The following is a 16,866-nucleotide window of genomic DNA, read 5'->3' on the forward strand; positions in this document are numbered from 1 at the left end:
CATGTCGTCATTATGACGCAGGAGACTTGGCGACGCCCGCCATCTCGAGCTGCATCAGCACCATGTTGACGAGCCCGTTGACCGACGGGCGGCCCGTTTCGATCACGAAATCGGCGCATTCGCGGTAGAGCGGATCGCGGACTTCGTAGAGCGCCTCGAGGCGCCCTTTCGGGTCCTCGGTCTGCAGGAGCGGCCGGTTCTTGTCGCGCCGCGTGCGCAGCCACAAGTCGTGCGGATTCGCGCGCAGATAGACGACGATGCCGTGCTGGCGCAGCGCTTCGCGGTTTTCAGGGCGCAGCACCGCGCCGCCGCCGGTAGCGAGGACGATGTTTTCGCGGCCGGTAAGCTCGGCGATCACTTGCGCCTCGCGGTCGCGGAAGCCCGCTTCGCCTTCCAGTTCGAAGATCACGGGGATGCGCGCGCCCGTGCGCGCCTCGATTTCGTGGTCGGAATCGAAGAACGGGCGATCCAGCCGGCGCGCCACGGCCCGGCCCACGGTGGTCTTGCCAGCCCCCATGAGCCCTACGAAAAAAACGTTGGCGTGTGCATCCCGCGCTTGCAACTTATCCTCTGGCTAGTCCGGTGTAGTTCGTGCGGCAGCTTACTGGCAAAGCGCCTGCCTTGTCGAGCCTGACGGCCCGCTCGCCTGCGCCCCGCCCTGCGTTCGGACCCCGCCCATGGCGCCTTGCCCGGCAATCCGTCAATTCGTCTGCACAACCCTCGGCGTGATGAAAACGACGAGTTCGCTGGTCAGATCGCGATGAGCGCGGTGACGGAAAAATGCGCCCAGAAGCGGTATTTTGCCCAGGAGCGGCACGCGCGTCACATCATCGCGGTCGTCGGCCTCGTAGATTCCGCCGATCGACACCGTTCCGCCGTCCTCCACCTCGACGCGCGTCTGCACGTGCTTGGTGTTGATCGCGGGCCCGGACGCCGTCTGCTCGCCGACGCTGTCCTTCGCGACATCGAGGTCCAGCACGACCCGGCCGTCCGGCGTGATTTGCGGCTCGACCTCCAGTTTGAGGCTCGCGCGGCGAAACTGCACGCCCGACACGCCTTGCCCGACTTTCGCCTGGTACGGCAGCTCCGTGCCCTGCTCAACGATTGCTTTCATCCGGTCCGCCGTCACCACGCGTGGGCTCGACACGATCTGGCCGCGCCCCTGCGCTTCTAGCGCGCTCAGCTCGATGTTCAGAAGCCGCGTCGCTTGCGCGGCGAAAAGCGTGAGGCCGGCCGTGGCGGCGTCGAAGCCTGAAATCGGCCGTGCCGACAGATCGAAGACCGCACCGTCCTTTCCGCCGACGAGGCCCGTCGCCTTGCCGTCTTCGCTCGCGGCTGCCAACGACAGCTTCACACCGAGATTGCGCGAAAAGCCCTTCTCTGCTTCGACGATCCGGGCCTCGATCAGCACCTGGCGCGTCGGCCGGTCGAGCGACGCGATCAGTTCCGCGATCTGCACGAGGCGCGCTTCGAGATCGGTGACGAACAGCAGATTGGTGCGCGCATCGGCCATCGCTGCGCCGCGCTTCGACAGCACGCGCTGATTGCCCGATGCCGTCAGCAGCTTGCGCAGCTCGTCGGCGTGCGCGTAGTGCAGTTCGAACGTGCGGCTCGCGAGCGGTTCGAGTTCGGCTGCGCGCGCGTGCACCTCGAAACGCTGACGCTCGCGCGCGGCGAGTTCCGACAGTGGCGCGACCCAGATCACCTTGCCGCGCTGCTCCATCGCAAGGCCGTTGACGTCGAGCAGCGTATCGAACGCGGTGCGCCATGGCACGTTGTCCAGATGCAGCGTGACCGTGCCGCGCGCCTTTTCGCTCGCGACGATGCTGAGGCCCGTGAATCGCGCGAAAGCGCCGAGCACGGCGCCCAGTTCGGCGTGCTGAAAGTGCAGCGTGATCGGTCTGTCGTCGGGAAGCGTGGCGGATGCGCTCGTGCTCAGACGAGCAGAAGGCGCGAGCGGGACGGGCGGACCTTCGAGCGCTTCATGCTGTGTTTCTTGCCGTGCTTCCTGCTGATGTTGCCGTACTTCTTGCTGTGCCTCGCTTTCTGTCTTGCGCCGAGGTTCGGCGTCATCGCGCGCGGTAGAAAGCGCTTGCTCGGAATCCAACGGCGGCGTCTTCGCGTCCGCTGTCGATACGCCATCGTCATCCGCTGCGTCGAGCACGAACGGATTCGCGACGTCCGTCGTGATCACGCGCGGCAACGGCGGCATGCCGGCCGGCGCGATCGCGTCGTCGAACGGCATGTTCGAGGGAAGCGGCGGCAACGCTGCGCGCGCCGCCATCGCAAGGCAGGACACGCACGCGAGAAGCCATCGTATGCTGTGCACGCGCATCATTCGACGGCCTCCTTGAGCGTGAGCACATGGACGCTGCCATCGCGCTTCGCAAACGTGAGCGCGTCGGCATCGACATGCGTGACACGCTCGTCGCCCCACTGCTGCCCGCTTTCGAGTGTCTCTGCGCCATCACCCGTTTCGATCATCGCGAGTCCGCGCATGCGGTCGGCCAGCAGTCCGACGAGCCGCATCGATGCCGGCGCGTCCTCCGATGCCGGTGCGAAAGTCGGCGGTTGGAACGGATCGTAGAACACGATTTCTTCGTCGGGATCGAACGCGTCGGGATCGTTGCGCACGCTTGAGCGCACGGCGTTCGGCACGGGATGAATCGTGTTGAACGAATGCAACGTCGCGCTCATCGACAATGTCGCGCCCTGGCGCTTGAGCGTCAGTTCGTCGGGCACGACGAGCACGGGCAAGCTCGAAAGGTCTTCGAGAAAATCCACGGTGTGATCGAAGTCAGCCTGCGCTGTCACGTGCAGCGGACGCATCGCGTCGAGCCCGCTGCCCTCCACCGCACCCGGCTCGATTTTCAGCAGCGTCACGTCGCTGCGCGCCGCGAGCTGCGAGATAACGCGCACGTCGTCCGCAGAGGTCCATCCCGCCGGCACATGCGCGACAGGCGTAGCACGGCGCAGCGCAGGCAGTTGTGCAACGGCGGCTTGCGCTTCGCTCAATTTTCGCTGGGCGACCGACAAGGCTTCGCTGCTCGTCTGCATGCCACTCATGTCCGCGGCGATCCATGCGTTCGCGCCGAGCGCGAACACGGCAACGGCAATCGATATGGCGACGACGCAGCGCCGACGTGCACTCCATGCTTCGAGCGGCACGCGCAAGCGCTCGACGATTGTGTCGCCCAATGGCTCGCGCCTGAACGGCACGCCGATACGGCCGACCGTGATTGTGTTCATTTCTCACCTCTCGTTTTTTGATGAACCGCTGCGGACGGCTTAGCCTTTTCAGGCGGCCCGTCCCACTTCAGATTCGCCGTGAGCTCGATGGCAGCGGACGAATCGGTTGCGCTTGCAGTTCGATGCAAATCGCTGAGACTGGCGTCCTTCACGCCTCTCAACGCGGCCAGCCGGTTCAACCACGCCGACGCCGCCGCGTGATCCGTCGACATAGCAAGCAATTCCGTCTCGCGCCCACGCTGCCTCAACTGCCTGACGACGACGGCGTCGGACGGCTCCCGACTCAACGCATCGAGCAGATCGAGCAAATGGACGAGCGGCTCGGAAAGCGTCGCGGCGCGCTCGTTCTGCACGCGCTCATTGTTGGCTTCGCCTGTCCGACGCGCATGTTCAGCAAGCGGCAATGCCAGCGTCGCGAGCTTCCGGTCGAGCACTGCACGCTGTCTGTCGATGCGCGTTCGCTCGAATGCCTGCCAGCCCACCAGCAACGCAACAGCAGCGCAACCGCAAAGCACCGCTGCCGTCCATTCGACATAGCGGCGCCGGCGCGCAAGCCGTGCATCGCGCTGGCGATGCGGCAACAGGTTGAAGCCGCCGGCTTTGATTCGCGCCGCTGTCATTGCGCAATGCCGCGCAGCGCGAGGCCGAATGCAACCGCCAAAGAAGGTTCGTGCAGCAGGTCCGAAGACGGAATCGCGTTGCCGTCGCCGAATGACGAACAATCGAACGGCAACACCGAGCAGCCCAGCACATCGCCGATGTCGGCAAGCGAGAAGCACACGCCTTCCAGCAAGTCGATTTCGCCTCCGACGAGCGCGCACACATTCAGGTTGTCTTCCGCGAGATCGCGCAACGCGTCGGCGACACATGAGTACTCGGGCGACGGATAGCGGATCTCCTCCGCGACCGTCTCACCGTCGATGCGCCAGCCGTAGACACCATCGCTGCCGATCCAGATCGCAGCGTACGGCTCGTTCAGTTCGAGTTCGAATGTCGCGGCATGACGCAGCGCGCGCAGCGCCGCATGCGGCTCCACGTCGACGGTGGTCAGCGTGATGTCCGCCATCGCCGCGCATTCGACGCGAGCTTCGAGGTACTCGCGCGCCGTCGCCGCGACCGCAATTTCGCCGAGGCGCGGCGGTGTGTCCTCGACATACCAGTCGACGGCCAGCGCATGACGCTCGATGCCCGCGATCCGCTCGGCCTCCATCATCACGATGGGCTCCACGGCCGCCCGCCGATGCTGGCCGTTCACGTCGCCGGCAGGCAGATGCGCGGTGAACGTCGCGGAGCCTGGAATCGCCATCGCGCAGCTCAACGCCTGCGACGTGCAATGCTGCGGCACATGCCCGAACGCGACGGCGAGCGTGCGCGCCACCGCCTGCCTGTCGACGATCTCCATGCCCGCCATCGCGCCTGGCGCAAGCGGCTCCGACGCCACGCACTCGATGCGCACCGGCCCACCCTTTCGCCCGCTGCAACTCAGCACCACGATCCTGACCACATGCGCACCCACATCGATGCCGACTGCGTGCCGCCGCATCGTCATCCGTAACGAGTCTTTCAACGTCATACCTTCCCCCTCGGACACAAACCGACTCTGAAGGCCCGCGTCATTCGAATGACGCGGACAACGGGAAGGATTCTGCGCAGCGCGGCACGCCAGCGAAATTCGGCCGAATGGCTAATGGTCTGGCGAGCGATATCCAGCGACAATCAAACGAACTACAGTGTTCTCATAGTCGTGCGGTTGCGGCGGCCGTAAGCACGCCGAAAGCTGCCAGGTCGGGCGGCTATAATCGCGGGACCGTTTTTTGGTGTTCATATGCAATCCACGACTCCTACGTCTCCGCCTCCGGCACCGCCGAAGCGCAAACGTCCTCTCTGGCTCAAGATCATCCTTGGGTTTGTCGGGCTGATCTTCGCTGGCATCGTCTGCGTCATGCTCGTGCTGGGCTATGCGCTGGTCGTCGCGACGCCCAATCTGCCGTCGCTCGATGCGCTCACCGACTATCGCCCGAAAGTGCCGTTGCGCATCTACACCGCCGATCACGTGCTGATCGGCGAGTTCGGCGAGGAGCGGCGCGACATCGTGCACTTCCGCGACGTGCCGGACAACCTCAAGAAAGCCGTTCTCGCGATCGAGGACGCCCGCTTCTACGATCACGGCGGCGTCGACCTGACGGGCATCGCGCGCGCCGGCATTGTCGCGCTCACGAACGGCCACGCGACGCAGGGCGCGAGCACGATCACGATGCAGGTCGCGCGCAACTTCTTCCTTTCAAGCGAAAAGACCTACACGCGCAAGGTCTACGAGATGCTGCTCGCGTACAAGATCGAATCGAAGCTGAGCAAGGATCAGATTCTCGAGGTGTACATGAATCAGATCTATCTCGGCCAGCGTGCGTACGGTTTTGCGAGCGCCGCGCGCGTGTACTTTGGCAAGGACCTGAAAGACCTGTCGCTGGCCGAATGCGCGATGCTGGCCGGCCTGCCGAAAGCGCCTTCCGCGTACAACCCCGTCGTGAACCCGAAGCGCGCGAAAGTGCGCCAGGAATACATCCTTCAGCGGATGCTGGAACTGGGCTACATCACGGAGAATCAGTACGAAGTCGCGAGCCAGCAGCCGCTCATCGTGAAGGGCGCGGGAAAGGAGTTCAGCGTGCACGCGGAATACGTAGCGGAAATGGTGCGGCAGATGATGTACGCGCAGTACCGCGAGGAGGCGTATACGCGCGGCCTGAACGTCGTGACGACGATCGATTCCGCCGATCAGGACGCCGCCTATCACGCGCTGCGCAAAGGCCTGATGGACTACGAGCGCCGTCACGGCTATCGCGGGCCGGAGGCGTTCATCGATCTGCCCACGGACGGGGGAGAACGCGAGCAGGCCATCGACGACGCCCTGCTCGAACATCCCGACAACGGCGAAATCATCGCGGCCGTGGTGACGTCGGCGAATCCGAAGCAGGTGCAGGCAACGCTGATCGACGGCAATGTCGTGACGATTCAGGGCGACGGGCTGCGCTACGCGTCATTCGCGCTCAGTGCACGCGCGCAGCCGAACCAGCGCGTGAGGCCCGGCGCGATCATCCGTATCGCCAAGAACGACGACGGCAACTGGTCGATCACGCAGTTGCCGCAGATCGAAGGCGCGTTCATTTCCGTCGTGCCGCAGGACGGCGCGATCCGCGCGCTCGTCGGCGGCTTCGACTTCAACAAGAACAAGTTCAATCACGTGACGCAAGCGTGGCGTCAGCCGGGTTCGAGCTTCAAGCCGTTCATCTACTCGGCGTCGCTCGAAAAGGGTCTCGGGCCCGCGACCGTAATCAACGATGCGCCGCTCTTCTTCAGCGCCGCCGAGACTGGCGGCCAGGCGTGGGAGCCGAAGAACTACGGCGGCGGCTTCGACGGTCCGATGTCGATGCGCACCGCTCTGCAGAAATCGAAGAACCTCGTGTCGATCCGCATCCTCAATCACATCGGCACGAAGTACGCGCAGCAGTACATCACACACTTTGGCTTCGACGCGGACCGTCATCCCGCCTATCTGCCGATGGCGCTCGGCGCGGGTCTCGTCACGCCGCTGCAAATGGCGGCCGGCTACTCGGTGTTCGCGAACGGCGGGTATCGCGTCAATCCGTATCTGATCGCGGAAGTCACCGATCAGCGCGGCGTCGTCGTCGCGCATGCGGAACCGCTCGTCGCGGGCAGCAATGCGCCGCACGCGATCGAGCCGCGCAACGCATACGTGATGAACAGCCTGTTGACGAGCGTCGCGCAGCGCGGCACGGGCGCAAAGTCGAACGTGCTGAAGCGCACCGACCTCGCCGGCAAGACGGGCACTACCAACGATTCGCGCGACGCCTGGTTCGCCGGCTATCAGCACACGTTGTGCGCGATCGCGTGGATGGGCTACGACAATCCGCGCAGCCTCGGCGACAAGGAAACGGGCGGCGGGCTCGCGCTTCCCGTGTGGATCGACTACATGGGCCGCGCGCTGAAGGGCGTGCCCGAGTACAAGATGCCGATGCCGGAAGACGTGGTGACACTCGGCGACGAACTGTATTTCGACGACTTCACGCCTGGCAACGGCTTCGTGTCGACGGTCGGCGTGACACTGGCGCCGGCGGAAGCGAATGGTGCGGCAAGCGCTGCGCCCGCTCAGATCGGCGAGCAGGAAAAAGAGAACATCATGAACCTGTTCAGAGGTCACTAGGTCCGCTCACGCGTGATCGCGTGATCGCGTGATCGCGCAAAAAACGAAGCCGCCGCGTGCTGAGCGCGGCGGCTTTTTTCTTTCCGAACACGCGCATCGATCGGCGACGTGCGCGTCGATATGAAAACCGAGTGGGTTATGGCGCGATCCGGACCGGCTCGCCTGCCTGCTGTGTCGCGTATTCGGACAGCGCGGCGTAAAACTCGGTGCCGTTGCGCGCATCACGCCACTCGCCGTCGATGTAACGGAAGTGATATCCGCCTGATTTCGCGGCGATCCAGATCTCCTGCATCGGCGGCTGAAGGTTCACGATGATCTTCGTGCCGTTCTCGAATTCGAGCGTCAATACGTTGCCGCTGCGCTCGAATTCGATGTCGGCGTCGGTATCGTCGAGCGCGCGCTCGATGGCCTCGAGCACGGCCTCGGCACGGGTCAGGTATTCACTGTCGGACATGCTAAACTCCAGCGATTAATTGTTCAGGGACAGTCATGCGAGTCGTTTTCCGGATGAGCGCAGCGGCAAATGATGTACTGGCGCCCCGCGGATGGCCCCGCGCGATTGTAGCGACTCTGGCTATTGTCGCAGGTGTCGCGCTCAGTGGCTGCGGACAACGCGGTTCGCTCTATCTGCCGACCGTTCCGCCTCTTCCGGCCAAACCGACCGAACAGACCCAGCCCTCGCACGATGAAGTGAAACCCGGCGCCGAATCCGCTCAAGACTCAGTACCGGATACGTCGGGCACGCCGCTGTCCTTGTCGCCCGATACCGAACTGCGCACCGCGCCGAATGCGTCCGCTGAACCGGCGTCTGGCGCATCTGAAGCTCAATAAGACCGTCGCATGACTCAATCTGCCTTCGCCTATGTCGACGGCGTGCTGCACGCTGAAGGCGTGTCCGCCGTATCGCTTGCCGAGCAATTCGGCACGCCGCTCTATGTCTACTCGCGCTCGGCGCTCAGCGCTGCGTGGCACGCGTACGCCGACGCGTGCGTCGGCCGGCGCGCCACCGTGCACGTCGCCGTGAAGGCGAACAGCAACCTCGCCGTGCTCAATCTGTTCGCGCGCATGGGCGCGGGCTTCGACATCGTGTCGGGCGGCGAACTGGCGCGCGTGCTCGCTGCGGGCGGCAAAGCGGAAAACACGGTGTTTTCCGGCGTCGGCAAGAGCGTCGCGGAAATGCGCGAAGCGCTCGCAGCAGGCGTGAAGTGCTTCAACGTCGAATCGATTCCTGAACTCGACCGCCTGAATGCCGTCGCGGGCGAGATGGGGAAGAAAGCACCCGTGTCGCTGCGCGTGAATCCCGATGTCGACGCGAAGACACATCCGTATATCTCGACGGGCCTCAAGTCGAACAAGTTCGGGGTCGCGTTCGACGACGCGCGCGCCACGTATCGCGCGGCCGCCGCGATGAAGAACCTGGAAGTGGTCGGCATCGACTGCCATATCGGTTCGCAGATAACGGAAGTCGCGCCGTATCTCGACGCCGTCGACAAGGTGCTCGACCTCGTCGACCAGATCGAAGCAGACGGCGTGAAGATCCGGCATATCGATGTGGGCGGCGGACTCGGCATCACGTACGACGACGAAACGCCGCCGGATATCGGCGACTTCGTGCGCACGCTGCTCGACGGGATCGACGCGCGCGGGCACGGTCATCGCGAAGTGTATTTCGAGCCGGGCCGCTCGCTGGTCGGCAACGCGGGCGTACTGCTCACGCGCGTCGAGTTCCTGAAGCCGGGCGTCGAAAAGAACTTTGCGATCGTCGATGCGGCGATGAACGATCTCGCGCGTCCCGCGATGTACGAGGCTTATCACGCGATCGAACCCGTCGTGCAGCGCGACGGCGACAGGCATGTGTACGACGTCGTCGGTCCCGTGTGCGAAAGCGGCGATTGGCTCGGACGCGAGCGGGAACTGGCCGTCGAACCCGGCGATCTGCTCGCGATCCGTTCGGCAGGCGCCTATGGGTTCACGATGAGTTCGAACTACAACACGCGTGCGCGCGCCGCCGAAGTGATGGTCGATGGCGACAAGGCCTACGTCGTGCGCCAGCGCGAAGAAGTGAAGGAACTGTTCGCGGGCGAATCGGTTCTGCCGGATCGAAGCTGAATGCTTCGAACGCTCAAGCAAAAAGGCGATGCGCACAAAACGCATCGCCTTTTTTGTTGCCCTCTCCAGCTTCACACGAAGAGCTAGCTTCTCGCTCGTTGCCTGATTCTGTCGCGTGCCCACGCCAGCAGGCGCCAGCCGAGCAACGCAATCACGACAGCCCCATAAATCTTCGGCAAGATCAGATCGTGCTTGCCCGCTTTCATCCACCAGAAATGCAGGATTGCGAGGCCCGCGACCAGATAGATCGCGCGATGCAGTGTCTGCCAGCGTCGACCGAGCTTGCGCACCATCGCTTTCGGCGACGTGACGGCGAGCGGAATCAGCAGCACGAACGCCGCGAAGCCGACCGTGATGAACGGCCGCTTGCCGATGTCCTTCACGATCTCGGCGAGATCGAACCACTTGTCGAACCAGAAATACGTCGTGAAGTGCAGCGCGGCGTAGAAGAAGGCGTAGAGCCCCACCATCCGGCGAAAGCGCAGCAGCGCGTTCCAGCCGGTGAGCTTGCGCAGCGGCGTCACGGCGAGCGTGATGCAGATGAACACCAGCGTCCACAATCCCGTCGAGCGCGTGATGAACTCGATCGGATTTGCGCCCAACTGGTCGGTGAAACCGAACAGCACGATGCGCGCAAACGGACACAGCGCCGCGACGAACACGGCGATCTTCGCCGGCACGAGCCAGCGGCCAGCGCCGGCAGAGGTTGTTGCCTTGTGCGCAGGCGCCGCGTGTTTCGAAGCGCTCGCCGTCCGCGCGCCACTGCTTGCGGTCACGGCGGTTGTCGTCTCGGGTCCCATGCGCGTCGCCATCAGAAGTTCTTCTTCAGGTCCATGCCCTGATACATCGACGCGACCAGATCGCCATAGCCGTTGAAGATCAGCGTCTTGCGCTTCGGCGTGAAGAACCCGTCCTCACCGATGCGCCGCTCGGTCGCCTGGCTCCAGCGCGGATGGTCGACATTCGGGTTCACGTTCGAATAGAAGCCGTATTCATTCGGCGCGTAGGTGTTCCAGCTCGTCGGCGGCTGCTTGTCGACGAAGCGGATCTTGACCAGCGACTTCGCGCTTTTGAAGCCGTACTTCCACGGCACGACGACGCGTACGGGCGCGCCGTTCTGGTTCGGCAGCACCTGGCCGTACACGCCCATCGTAAGCAGCGTGAGCGGATTCATCGCTTCGTCCATCCGCAGGCCTTCGGAGTAAGGCCAATCGAGAATCGGCTCGGACAGGCCCGGCATCTGCGACGGATCGCCTAGCGTGATGAACTGCACGTACTTTGCGTTCGCGGTCGGCTGCGCGCGCCGGATCACTTCCGACAACGGAATGCCGATCCACGGAATCACCATCGACCAGCCTTCGACGCAGCGCAACCGGTACACGCGCTCCTCGAGCGGCGCGAGCTTCAGCAGCTCGTCGATGTCGTAGACCTTCGCATTCTTCACCTCGCCTTCCACGCTTACCTTCCACGGATGCGGCCGCAGGGTCCCCGCGTTATGCGACGGGTCGCTCTTGTCGGTGCCGAACTCGTAGTAGTTGTTGTACGTGGTGATGTCCTTGAACGGCGTGACCTTGTCGGTGACGACGAACTTCGGATTGGTTTTCGCGCCGAGCTTCTGCGCCTTCGCATCGGACGACGAATACTCGGCAAACGCCTCGCCGTGCACGCCGATCAGGCCGCCGAGCGCCGCCGCGCCCGCTGCCTGCAAGATCCGCCGGCGATTCTCGAACACGCGCTGCGGCGTGATTTCGCTGCGCGCGATGTCGTCGCCATAGAGACGGCTCCGTTCGCTCCGCTTGATCCACATGCTGAAACTCCTTGCCGGGCGTTCTCGCCCGGACGATATTTGCTCGACCCGCTTGTCATTCGACCCGCTCATTGCGGCCACCGTTCTTGTTAACACACGCGGCGCGCAATCCTTCCATATCGGCATAAAAAAACCGCCGGTGCGGCGCACGCGGCGGTTTTCGGTGTCTTGATCCTGCCGTTCTTACAACTTGCCGTAGCTATGCAGCCCCGACAGGAACATGTTCACGCCGAGGAACGCAAAGCTCGTCACCAGCAGGCCCGTCAGCGCCCACCATGCAGCCGCCGCGCCGCGCAGGCCCTTCATCAGACGCATGTGCAGCCAGGCCGCGTAGTTCAGCCACACGATCAGCGCCCACGTTTCCTTCGGGTCCCAGCTCCAGTAGCCGCCCCACGCTTCGGCGGCCCACAGCGCGCCGAGGATCGTCGCGATCGTGAAGAACGCGAAGCCGACGGCGATTGACTTGTACATGACGTCGTCGAGCACGTCGAGCGTCGGCAGACGGTCCGCCAGTACGCCGCGCTCTTTCATCAGATACGCGACGCCGACCATCGCCGACAGCGCGAAGCTGCCGTAGCCGATGAAGTTCGCCGGCACGTGGATCTTCATCCACCAGCTTTGCAGCGCGGGGACGAGCGGTTGGATCTGCTGCGCGTCTCGCGCGATCGAGTACCACATCAGGAAGCCGACGGCCGCGCTGATCACCAGCAGCACGAACGCGCCGAGCGAGCGTGTGTTGTAGTGTTGCTCGTAGTACAGGTAGAACAATGCTGTAATTAAACTGAACAGCACGAACACTTCGTAGAGGTTTGAGATGGGGATATGACCGACGTCCGAGCCGATCAGATACGACTCGTACCAGCGCACCATCAAGCCGACGAAGCCCATCAGCACGGCAACCCACGTCATCTTCGAACCGATCGCCGCGCCCGACGGCGAGCGCGACAGCACGCCGATCCAGTAGAACAGCGTGGCGAGCACGAACAGCGCGCTCATCCACAGAATCGCCGACTGGCTCGACAGGAAATACTTGAGGAAGAACGCGTGATCGGCGCGGGTCAGATCGCCGCCGTACAACTGGATTGCGAACAGCGAGAGCACGGCGATGCACGCCATCAGCAGGCGCGCGGGCTTCCAGCGCCAGCCGAGCATGACGAAAGCAGGCACCGAGCAAACCAGCACCAGCTTGTCGTAGTAATTCATGTACTCGTGGTAGCGCGACAGCGCGAACCCGGCTCCCGCGACCATCGCCAGGGCGAATAGCCAGTCGAACGCGCCGAGGCGCTTCAGGAACGGACGGTCGTCCAGCAGCGCCGGTTCACCCGGCAATTGCGCGTGCAGATGCGTGGCCGAACGAGCCGACGTATCGGCGCGCGAGGAAGAAGAAACCTGGGTCAAGTCCATGTTCTTACCGGGTCGAATCGGGTGAATCTGTGGACGCCGCATCCGCTGCACGGGCGGCGCCCTTTGCCTCGTGGGCGGCATCGGCGTCGGCATTGGCATCGAGGAGCGGCTTAGTACCGAGCGCCGCGCCGACTGCGTCGCGGGTTTGGGCAAATTCCTTCTCGAAATCGAATGTCCTGCGTGCCGTCGACATCGCCATCACGACGCTCACGCCGCGATCCGCCTCCTTGAGCCAGAACCACAGGCGCCGTTCGCGGACGTAGAACATCGAAAAGATGCCTAACACGAGTAGCAGGCTGCCAAGATACACGACTTTTTTGCCAGGTGCGCGCGTCAACTGAAATACCGAAGCTTGCACCTGCTTGAACGAGTCAAGCTGCAAAAACACGGGCGAACCGTACAGAAAGCTGTCGGATAGCGCATTAATCGAGGTCTGGATAAAGCGGCTCGTGCTCGCGTCCGCCGTCGCCGGGCCTTCTCCCGCCTGCCGCCGCGCGATCTGCCATACGTCCCACGTCGCGCCTTCCAGCATCCGAAGCAAGAGTCCTGCCGCCTTCTCCTGCTCTCCCTTGGGGACGGAACGATCGATGAACGCCGCAATCGCCTGGAAGCCACCAATCGTCTGACCATCGGGCGCCTTGCCGATCGCAGGATCGGCGCCAGCGAAAAGCGTCAGCACGCGCGACGCGCTTTCTTCCAGATGCTGCTGCAGGTCTGCGTTCGACTGCACCGAGCGCTGCGCGAACTGGCGCGCCGCCTGCGCGCGGATGGCCGGGTCTTCGAGCGCGGCGCGCAGTTTCATCCATTCGTTGACCGTGCCGGCTGTGTCGGCGGGAATGCGCAGATAGCGGAACGGATCGTCCGGATTCGTGCGCATGCCGGCAAGGAACACGCGCTCGCTGCCGACATCGACGGGCAACATGTAGTTGTTGTACTCGCGCGCCTGGCCGTCCTTGTTGCGCACCTTGTACTGCACCGACGGGCCGACGTTATGCAGATCGACCGGCTTCGACGTCTTCGCGCCGGAGCCGAGACGCTCGTCGAAGGCCTCCTTCAGCGACTGATGCGCAGTCACACCGCGTGCATCGTTCTGGCCATTGCCGTTCGAGATGTTCTCGACGTTAATCGCGCGGAAGTCGGCGAACTCGACGGTCTGGCCGTCCGTGCCCGGCATCGACGCACTCAGCACTTTCGAGCCGCCGATCTCGCCGTTGAAGGGCTCGGTCTTGCTGCTGCCGCCCGTCATCGGATACGCCGTCATCTGCATCTGCGAGCCGCCGTCCTGGAAGCTCGACTGGTAGATCGACACGCCGTCGTATTCGAATGGCTTGTTCACCTCGACGCGCGCCGGTATGCGCGCGCCCGTCTTGTGGTCGATCACGACGATGTCGCTTGCGAAGAGCTTGGGCATGCCCGTCGAGTAGTAGTCGACGATGAACTTCTTCAGCTCGATCGAGAACGGCAGGTCCTGGATCAGCGAGCCGTCCTGCTGGTTCAGGATCGCCGTCGACACATGCTGCCCCTCGGGCACCCACGCGTAGCCGCGAAATGTCGGGTTGCCCTGCGACAGGCGATGCTCGGGCGGAATTTCGTTGATGACGGTGTTGCTGCGGATCGGCGTCTTGTCGAAGAGCCACATTTGCAGCTTGATGGGCAGATTGCTGTCGAGCAGACCGCCGATACAGATGATGACGATCGCAAGGTGCGCGGAGATGTAGCCGAGCTTGGTCAGCGCACCGCGCTTCGCGGCGATCAGCGTCGCGCCTTCCGATTCGCGCGTCACGTACTTGTAGCCGAGTCTCGCGGACAGCTTGCCGAGCGTCGCCGCAGCCTGCGCGCGGGTCGTGCCCGGGACGGCGTACTCGCCCTTGTGATGAAACGCGCGCAGGCTGCCTTCGCGGACCTTGTCTTTCCAGCTCTTCGTGTCTGCGATCATCTTCGGCGCATTGCGGATCACGCACAGCGAGATCGACACGACGAGAAAACCGAGGATCAGCATGAACCACCACGCGCTGTACACGTTGTAGAGGCTCAGCGACCGGAAGATGTCGGCCCAGAACGGGCCGAACTGGTTGACGTAGTTCGGATACGGGTCGTCCTGCGTGAGCACGGTGCCGATGATGCTTGCGATCGACAGGATCACGAGCAACGCGATCGCGAAGCGCATCGAACTCAGCAATTCGACGGACGTGCGCACGAAGCGCGGCCGCGACTTCAACTCCCAACCCGACGTGGTGACGCTCATTCAAACTCCGACTCAACAGCAAAAAAGGGTGCAGGGATATCGCTTAATGCGATTCCCTCACCCTTTTCTTGTTTTCTTGCCGGCCTCTTTACGGCCGGCTTCGCTTTCGTACGGACTCTTAGTGCAAGCCCGCGACGTAATCGGCAACAGCCTTGATCTCGCTGTCCGACAAACGCGACGCGATGGCGTGCATCGCGTCGTTGTTGTTGCGCGAGCCCGAGCCTTGGGTGAACGCGGTCAACTGCGTCACCGTGTATTCAGCCCATTGCCCCGACAGCCGCGGATACTGCGACGGAATCCCCTGGCCCGTCGGCCCGTGACAGCTTGCGCACGCCGGCACGCCTTTGTCGGCTATGCCACCGCGATAGATCTTTTGCCCTAAGGGCACTGTGTCCTTGTTGTGTGCGTAGCCCGGCTTCGGTGCCTGCGACGAGAAATATGCCGCCACGTTCGCCATGTCCTGATCGGACAACGCTGCCACCATACCCGCCATGATCGCATTGTTGCGGGCGGGCTGCTTCGCGCCGGGTTGCGTTTTGAAATCCTTGAGCTGCTTGACGAGATACTCGGGATGCTGGCCCGCGAGCTTCGGATACGCACCGCCAGCGCTGTTGCCATCGGCCCCGTGACACGAAGCGCATACCTGCGCTGCGATTGCCTGCCCCCGATTCAAATCCGGCTTTGCCTGATCTGCTGCTCTTGCCTGTACTGCGAAACCTGAAAGACCTGCTGCTGTGTGAAGCACCACCAGAAACTTGCCCAGTCGATTCATTCGCACACCCTGTTTCGTCTTGTGGGAATTAGAGGTTCTGCAAAATACGACAGCGGCTGATCCAGCCGCAGAGGCCCGCGCAACGGCCTCATAGGTTTTCAGTAAACCATCGTATTGTACAATAACTCGCTTATCGCGCTGGCGCCAGTCGGGCCTTTCCGGCCTTCGCAGCGGGGCTGCACCGCCGTTGAACGGCATTTCATCACGTCCGTCGATGTTCGCTGGACGTCCGCTTGACGTCCATTTACCCGTCCTTCCGGTCTTTTCCATGTCTTTCCTGCTCCACCAAGCCCGCTTTTTTACGACCGTCAATCACTTGCGCGACCTGCCCCCTTCGCCGCAGCCGGAGATCGCGTTCGCGGGGCGGTCGAATGCGGGGAAGTCGACGGCCATCAACATCCTCTGCAATCAGAAGCGTCTCGCGTTCGCCAGTAAGACGCCGGGACGGACACAGCACATCAACTTTTTTTCGGTGGGCCCAGCCGGCGAGCCTGTCGCGAATCTCGTCGATTTGCCGGGCTATGGCTACGCCGAAGTGCCAGGCGCGGCGAAGGCACACTGGGAGCAGCTGCTGTCGACCTATCTGCAGACGCGCTCGCAACTTCGCGGCATGATCCTGATGATGGATTCGCGCCGCCCGCTCACGGAACTGGACCGGCGAATGATCGAGTGGTTCGCGCCGACGGGCAAGCCGATTCACACATTGCTCACCAAGTGCGACAAATTGACCCGCCAGGAGGGCATCAACGCGCTGCGTGCGACGAAGAAAGGGCTGGATGAATACCGCGCGGCCGGCTATCGGGGCGAATTGACCGCGCAACTCTTTTCCGCGCTCAAGCGGACTGGCCTCGATGAGGCGCATGAACTGATCGAAAGCTGGGTCGCGCCCGATGTGGCAGGCGATGCCGACGAATCCGCGTCGGCTGAATAAGGCTTGGATGGCCGTCGCAGTACGCGCGGCAGCGTTTTTCGATCGCCCATAAAAAAACCCGCCGCTAGTTGACGGCGGGTTAAACAGCCTAATCGAAAAACGACAGGCACCCGCTCAGGGAGGAGAAGCG

At 63.3% G+C, this 16,866-nt stretch carries 16 protein-coding genes; 5 read left to right on the plus strand and 11 right to left on the minus strand.

Translation table 11 applies throughout. The features are described from left to right. Positions 1-10: 10 nt before the first annotated feature. The 5 genes from AB4Y32_RS28235 to pilM form a co-directional block, all read right to left on the minus strand. The gene (locus AB4Y32_RS28235) at positions 11-562 is read right to left on the minus strand and encodes a shikimate kinase (RefSeq protein ID WP_368724507.1); all 552 of its coding nucleotides are present in this window, start codon (positions 560-562) and stop codon (positions 11-13) included. 138 nt (positions 563-700) lie between these two features. Beyond that, a complete protein-coding gene (locus AB4Y32_RS28240; protein ID WP_368724508.1) occupies positions 701-2,338 on the minus strand; it encodes a type IV pilus secretin PilQ in 1,638 nt (545 codons plus the stop codon). Then, positions 2,335-3,249: a hypothetical protein gene (locus tag AB4Y32_RS28245; protein WP_368724509.1), complete on the minus strand. Its 915-nt coding sequence runs from the start codon at positions 3,247-3,249 to the stop codon at positions 2,335-2,337. The genes AB4Y32_RS28240 and AB4Y32_RS28245 overlap by 4 nt, the downstream gene beginning before the upstream one ends. Then, on the minus strand, positions 3,246-3,869 hold the full coding sequence (locus AB4Y32_RS28250) for a fimbrial assembly protein (RefSeq protein WP_368724510.1): 624 nt from the start codon (positions 3,867-3,869) through the stop codon (positions 3,246-3,248). Before AB4Y32_RS28250 ends, AB4Y32_RS28245 begins: the two co-directional genes overlap by 4 nt. Further along, a complete protein-coding gene (pilM, locus tag AB4Y32_RS28255) occupies positions 3,866-4,822 on the minus strand; it encodes a type IV pilus biogenesis protein PilM (RefSeq protein WP_368724511.1) in 957 nt (318 codons plus the stop codon). The genes AB4Y32_RS28250 and pilM overlap by 4 nt, the downstream gene beginning before the upstream one ends. Positions 4,823-5,074: 252 nt before the next feature. Here pilM and AB4Y32_RS28260 point away from each other — a divergent pair, with 252 nt between their 5' ends. Then, entirely contained in the window at positions 5,075-7,468 is a 2,394-nt protein-coding gene (locus AB4Y32_RS28260) for a penicillin-binding protein 1A (protein WP_368724512.1), read from the plus strand. 136 nt (positions 7,469-7,604) lie between these two features. On the opposite strand, the gene cyaY is transcribed toward AB4Y32_RS28260, so the two are convergent. Next, positions 7,605-7,922: an iron donor protein CyaY gene (gene cyaY / locus AB4Y32_RS28265; RefSeq protein ID WP_368724513.1), complete on the minus strand. Its 318-nt coding sequence runs from the start codon at positions 7,920-7,922 to the stop codon at positions 7,605-7,607. A 35-nt stretch (positions 7,923-7,957) separates the two neighbouring features. On the opposite strand from cyaY, the gene lptM reads away from it, so the two are divergent. Together lptM and lysA are read left to right on the plus strand one after the other, a co-directional pair. Then, entirely contained in the window at positions 7,958-8,299 is a 342-nt protein-coding gene (gene lptM, locus AB4Y32_RS28270) for an LPS translocon maturation chaperone LptM (protein ID WP_368724514.1), read from the plus strand. A 9-nt stretch (positions 8,300-8,308) separates the two neighbouring features. Then, on the plus strand, positions 8,309-9,577 hold the full coding sequence (gene lysA / locus AB4Y32_RS28275; protein WP_368724515.1) for a diaminopimelate decarboxylase: 1,269 nt from the start codon (positions 8,309-8,311) through the stop codon (positions 9,575-9,577). Between the two features lie 83 nt (positions 9,578-9,660). On the opposite strand, the gene msrQ is transcribed toward lysA, so the two are convergent. Then, positions 9,661-10,389, minus strand: coding sequence for a protein-methionine-sulfoxide reductase heme-binding subunit MsrQ (msrQ, locus tag AB4Y32_RS28280; protein ID WP_368724516.1), 729 nt, complete (start codon positions 10,387-10,389; stop codon positions 9,661-9,663). Beyond that, positions 10,389-11,384: a protein-methionine-sulfoxide reductase catalytic subunit MsrP gene (gene msrP / locus AB4Y32_RS28285; RefSeq protein WP_368724517.1), complete on the minus strand. Its 996-nt coding sequence runs from the start codon at positions 11,382-11,384 to the stop codon at positions 10,389-10,391. The genes msrQ and msrP overlap by 1 nt, the downstream gene beginning before the upstream one ends. Here msrP and AB4Y32_RS28290 point away from each other — a divergent pair. Beyond that, entirely contained in the window at positions 11,383-11,556 is a 174-nt protein-coding gene (locus AB4Y32_RS28290) for a hypothetical protein (protein WP_368724518.1), read from the plus strand. The genes msrP and AB4Y32_RS28290 overlap by 2 nt on opposite strands. Positions 11,557-11,567: 11 nt before the next feature. Here the strand turns inward: AB4Y32_RS28290 and ccsB are convergent, their stop codons facing one another. From ccsB to AB4Y32_RS28305, 3 genes are all read right to left on the minus strand, one after another. Beyond that, positions 11,568-12,788 (minus strand): c-type cytochrome biogenesis protein CcsB, encoded by a 1,221-nt coding sequence (gene ccsB, locus AB4Y32_RS28295; RefSeq protein ID WP_368724519.1) that lies wholly within the window; start codon positions 12,786-12,788, stop codon positions 11,568-11,570. A 4-nt stretch (positions 12,789-12,792) separates the two neighbouring features. Continuing rightward, positions 12,793-15,033 (minus strand): cytochrome c biogenesis protein ResB, encoded by a 2,241-nt coding sequence (locus AB4Y32_RS28300; RefSeq protein WP_368724520.1) that lies wholly within the window; start codon positions 15,031-15,033, stop codon positions 12,793-12,795. Between the two features lie 118 nt (positions 15,034-15,151). After that, positions 15,152-15,805: a cytochrome c gene (locus AB4Y32_RS28305; protein ID WP_368724543.1), complete on the minus strand. Its 654-nt coding sequence runs from the start codon at positions 15,803-15,805 to the stop codon at positions 15,152-15,154. A gap of 268 nt (positions 15,806-16,073) precedes the next feature. Between AB4Y32_RS28305 and yihA the strand changes: the two genes are divergently transcribed. Further along, complete coding sequence (gene yihA, locus AB4Y32_RS28310; protein WP_368724521.1) at positions 16,074-16,736, plus strand: ribosome biogenesis GTP-binding protein YihA/YsxC; 663 nt, start codon at positions 16,074-16,076, stop codon at positions 16,734-16,736. Positions 16,737-16,866: the final 130 nt, after the last annotated feature.

This window comes from Paraburkholderia phymatum (genome assembly GCF_040965635.1).
In the GTDB taxonomy this organism is placed as follows: domain Bacteria; phylum Pseudomonadota; class Gammaproteobacteria; order Burkholderiales; family Burkholderiaceae; genus Paraburkholderia; species Paraburkholderia phymatum_B.

Coding starts and splice junctions, on each gene's coding strand:
- lptM (WP_368724514.1), top strand. CDS start 7,958: ATGCGAGTCGTTTTCCGGATGAGCGCAGCGGCAAATGATGTACTGGCG.
- msrP (WP_368724517.1), bottom strand. CDS start 11,384: ATGTGGATCAAGCGGAGCGAACGGAGCCGTCTCTATGGCGACGACATC.
- pilM (WP_368724511.1), bottom strand. CDS start 4,822: ATGACGTTGAAAGACTCGTTACGGATGACGATGCGGCGGCACGCAGTC.
- cyaY (WP_368724513.1), bottom strand. CDS start 7,922: ATGTCCGACAGTGAATACCTGACCCGTGCCGAGGCCGTGCTCGAGGCC.
- AB4Y32_RS28245 (WP_368724509.1), bottom strand. CDS start 3,249: ATGAACACAATCACGGTCGGCCGTATCGGCGTGCCGTTCAGGCGCGAG.
- AB4Y32_RS28250 (WP_368724510.1), bottom strand. CDS start 3,869: ATGACAGCGGCGCGAATCAAAGCCGGCGGCTTCAACCTGTTGCCGCAT.
- AB4Y32_RS28305 (WP_368724543.1), bottom strand. CDS start 15,805: ATGAATCGACTGGGCAAGTTTCTGGTGGTGCTTCACACAGCAGCAGGT.
- yihA (WP_368724521.1), top strand. CDS start 16,074: ATGTCTTTCCTGCTCCACCAAGCCCGCTTTTTTACGACCGTCAATCAC.
- AB4Y32_RS28290 (WP_368724518.1), top strand. CDS start 11,383: ATGCTGAAACTCCTTGCCGGGCGTTCTCGCCCGGACGATATTTGCTCG.
- ccsB (WP_368724519.1), bottom strand. CDS start 12,788: ATGGACTTGACCCAGGTTTCTTCTTCCTCGCGCGCCGATACGTCGGCT.
- AB4Y32_RS28240 (WP_368724508.1), bottom strand. CDS start 2,338: ATGATGCGCGTGCACAGCATACGATGGCTTCTCGCGTGCGTGTCCTGC.
- msrQ (WP_368724516.1), bottom strand. CDS start 10,389: ATGGCGACGCGCATGGGACCCGAGACGACAACCGCCGTGACCGCAAGC.
- lysA (WP_368724515.1), top strand. CDS start 8,309: ATGACTCAATCTGCCTTCGCCTATGTCGACGGCGTGCTGCACGCTGAA.
- AB4Y32_RS28300 (WP_368724520.1), bottom strand. CDS start 15,033: ATGAGCGTCACCACGTCGGGTTGGGAGTTGAAGTCGCGGCCGCGCTTC.
- AB4Y32_RS28260 (WP_368724512.1), top strand. CDS start 5,075: ATGCAATCCACGACTCCTACGTCTCCGCCTCCGGCACCGCCGAAGCGC.